The organism is Virgibacillus sp. M23 (assembly GCF_034190895.1).
Lineage (GTDB): Bacteria > Bacillota > Bacilli > Bacillales > Amphibacillaceae > Virgibacillus > Virgibacillus salarius.
In genome coordinates this window covers 1-3,332 of sequence record NZ_JAWDHA010000114.1, presented here as the reverse complement: position 1 = coordinate 3,332, position 3,332 = coordinate 1, and the positions used below count along the sequence as shown (strand labels likewise).

The following is a 3,332-nucleotide window of genomic DNA, read 5'->3' as shown; positions in this document are numbered from 1 at the left end:
TAGTTGAGGCCGTGCCCACGGAAAGCGAAGTAATTAGTCGGAGCATTGCCAATATACATCAAACATTTCAAAATAACTACTTCGCTTAACGCAGTCATTGCACTGATTTTATACTTTCTTAACTTATTAAAAAAGCTAGTAGAGGTGCAGAGCGCTCCTCTACTAGCTTAGACTAGTGAAGTAATCTTAGCAGTATTGACGTTTTCTAGTAAAAACTATTTTATTAGCGCATTTGTACACGATGCAAGTGAGCAAAAATACCATCTCGCTTAAGTAAATCTTCATGACTCCCCTCTTCTTCAATGCCCTCCTTTGTTACCACCATTATCCGATCTGCATTTTTGATTGTAGCAAGACGATGGGCAATCACGAGCGTTGTACGATTCTTGGAAAGCTCTGTTAGAGCCTTTTGAATAATTGTTTCGGTCTCGGTATCGAGCGCTGAGGTTGCTTCGTCTAAAATAAGAATTGGTGGATTCTTTAAGAACATACGCGCAATAGCAATCCGTTGCTTTTGTCCCCCCGACAGCTTCAATCCACGCTCACCAACCTGCGTTTCATATCCATCTGGAAGCTCCTTAATAAATTCTTCCATATGAGCACGACGTGCGGCTAGCTCAATTTCCTCATCCGTCGCATCTAATTTTCCATAAGCTATATTCTCACGCAACGTACCAGTAAACAGAAATACATCCTGTTGTACAATACCTATTTGCTGGCGAAGTGATTCTTTCGTCATATCGCGAATATCCATGCCATCAATTGTCACGCTCCCGCCGTCCACATCATAAAAACGTGGAATTAGCGAGCAAATGGTTGTCTTACCTGCTCCCGATGGTCCGACAAAGGCAATCGTCTCTCCTGCATTAATTCCAAAGCTAAGCTTATCTAATACAGGTTTTTGTGTTTTTTCGTAAGCAAACGTAACATGTTCAAATGAGATATTTCCCTTTAGATGATCTACTACTGTTGCATCGTCTTTATTTTGCACATCTGGTTCAATTTCTAATAGATCAACAAATCGTTTAAATCCTGCCATTCCTTTAGGGTATAACTCCAGCAGAGCAGTTATTTTTTGAATCGGTGTAAATAATACATTTACAAATAATACAAAGCTTACCAATTCACCAATAAGTAGCTCCTCCTGATAAGTGAGCCATGCCCCTACTACTAATACAACCAGCGTTATTAGGCGCATAAGCATATAGATATTTGAATGTACAATTGCCATTACTTTATAAGCACCAACTTTTGCTTTACGGAAGCTATAATTGTCCTTAGTAAAGCGATCCATCTCATGTGTTTCATTCGTGAATGACTGGACAACCCGAACTCCAGACACGGCGTCCTCCACTCTTGCGTTAACACCGGCAATATCCTCATACATTTTCTTCCAAGCTTTATTCATTTTTATATTGCTATAAGCAATAAGGAAAATTAAAATAGGCACGGCGAAAAGAATAACAATTGCTAGTTTAACATTAATCGTAAACATAATAATGAATGCTCCGATAAACGTCATAATGGATATAAAGAAATCCTCTGGACCATGGTGAGCAAGCTCACCAATATCAAACAAATCATTGGTGATACGACTCATGATATGACCTGTTTTCGTATTATCAAAGAAACGAAACGATTGTCGTTGAACATGATGAAACAACTCTTGACGCATATCTGTCTCAATATTTATTCCTAATTTATGTCCTAAATACGTTACGACATATTGTAAAGCAGTACTGATCAGATAAACCAATAACAATAAAATACTTACCAGCACAATGATATCCCAATCATTTTCAGGTAGTAATTTATCAATAAAGCTTTGCACAGCAACTGGGAAGGCAAGCTCCAGAATAGCAACAATTACTGCAGAGGTAAAATCTATGATAAATAAACGCTTATGTGGCTTATAATAGGAGAAAAAACGGCGTATCATTTCCAAGTACACTTCCTTTCTGCATTCTAAAAGAAATTATAAGGCTAATGATGGGGCTTGGCAAGATAGCCAACCTAAGATTTTAAAAAGCTTGGCAAGGTTGTCTACCTCTCTGCATATATATAAAGGGAAGCTTCCATCGGTTGCGTTCTCCTACATGCCTCACTGGTGGTTAGCCTAGTTCTATTGACCCTAAGACTTCTGCTATGCTTCGATCCATCGATAGTGCAAAGCAAGTTGGTTTATATATCCACAAAAATATGTTTTTCTGTTCACACCGTTTGGACATTTACGGATAGTGAAACGTCTAGTTACACTATGCGATTTCTGCGAAAACTTATGGTGGATCCCTACTGCCTATTCATGCAGGTTTAAACGAACAACAAAAAAGGGAGGTATTTTGTGAAAGGTACATTGAAGTTGCCATTATATCAATGGGTATGCTATTCGATTGGTTTTGTATTTATAACTTCTGGGATGATGAAGTTAATCGTGCATGATTTCAAAGGGATATTTACACAGTTAGGAATACCCTTTCCAGAAACAACACTTTTCCTAATTGCTCTCGTTGAAATTGTTTGTGGAATACTTATTGCTGGTAAAATGTATGTAAAAATCGTTGTCCCTCCATTGATTCTTATCATGTTTGGAGCAATCTATCTAACCAAATTACCAATACTATTAAATCAAAATCTACTTGCTTTCTTATTCGAAGCACGTCTTGATATTGTCATGTTCATTTTATTGCTAACAATTTGGGATAGAAATAAGTAAACTCCAATCCGTGGGGGTTTTGTTTATCCCCATGGATGATTAGACCAGTCGGACATTTACTGGCAGTCGATTCCACACTTACTAATTTTGGTTTCACGTTATTGCTCGAGGTGGGGGCTTACTGCCAGTTCATGTTCAACTGTTGATAAATAGTGTATAACTTGGCAGTTTCCTGTTGAAAAACGGTGATTACCCACAAAGTTATCCACATATGCACAAATGTTCGCAGTTATTTTGTGATCAAATTGTTTATCTATACCATATATTGATTTTTGTCCATTTTTTTATCAACAAAATGTGCATAACTCTTATTTTCTGTGGATATTTAAATTTATTCGATATTATAAAGCTTTCTTCTCCTTATAAAATACAGCTTCCTTTTCGAAAGTATGTTGGCTAACAACCCAAAAAACTGAGCAAAATTCGCTCAGTCCTTATCACTACATGCTCAGATTTACGCTTCCTCTAGTAGCTATTATGGAATAATAGCTATTGCTTGACCACCACTCCGGCTGCCCACTTCCCTTTCCGTGGGGTTTGTCCTTCAGCTAACTTTTTTAGCAAAACCCGCTCAAAAAAGTGGATCTTCAGGTCAAACATTTCCCACAGGAGTTGAAGT

Annotated in this window: 2 protein-coding genes; one reads left to right on the top strand and one right to left on the bottom strand. The window is 37.8% G+C overall.

Annotated elements, in window-relative coordinates:
• Positions 1 to 223: 223 nt before the first annotated feature.
• Positions 224 to 1,939 (bottom strand): ABC transporter ATP-binding protein, encoded by a 1,716-nt coding sequence (locus RVS70_RS21415; protein WP_166530715.1) that lies wholly within the window; start codon positions 1,937 to 1,939, stop codon positions 224 to 226.
• A gap of 402 nt (positions 1,940 to 2,341) precedes the next feature.
• On the opposite strand from RVS70_RS21415, the gene RVS70_RS21410 reads away from it, so the two are divergent.
• Positions 2,342 to 2,713, top strand: coding sequence for a DoxX family protein (locus RVS70_RS21410; protein WP_226983589.1), 372 nt, complete (start codon positions 2,342 to 2,344; stop codon positions 2,711 to 2,713).
• Positions 2,714 to 3,332 lie beyond the last annotated feature (619 nt).

Excerpts from the sequence above, each read along its gene's own strand:
- RVS70_RS21415 (WP_166530715.1), bottom strand. The coding sequence starts at position 1,939 with ATGATACGCCGTTTTTTCTCCTATTATAAGCCACATAAGCGTTTATTT.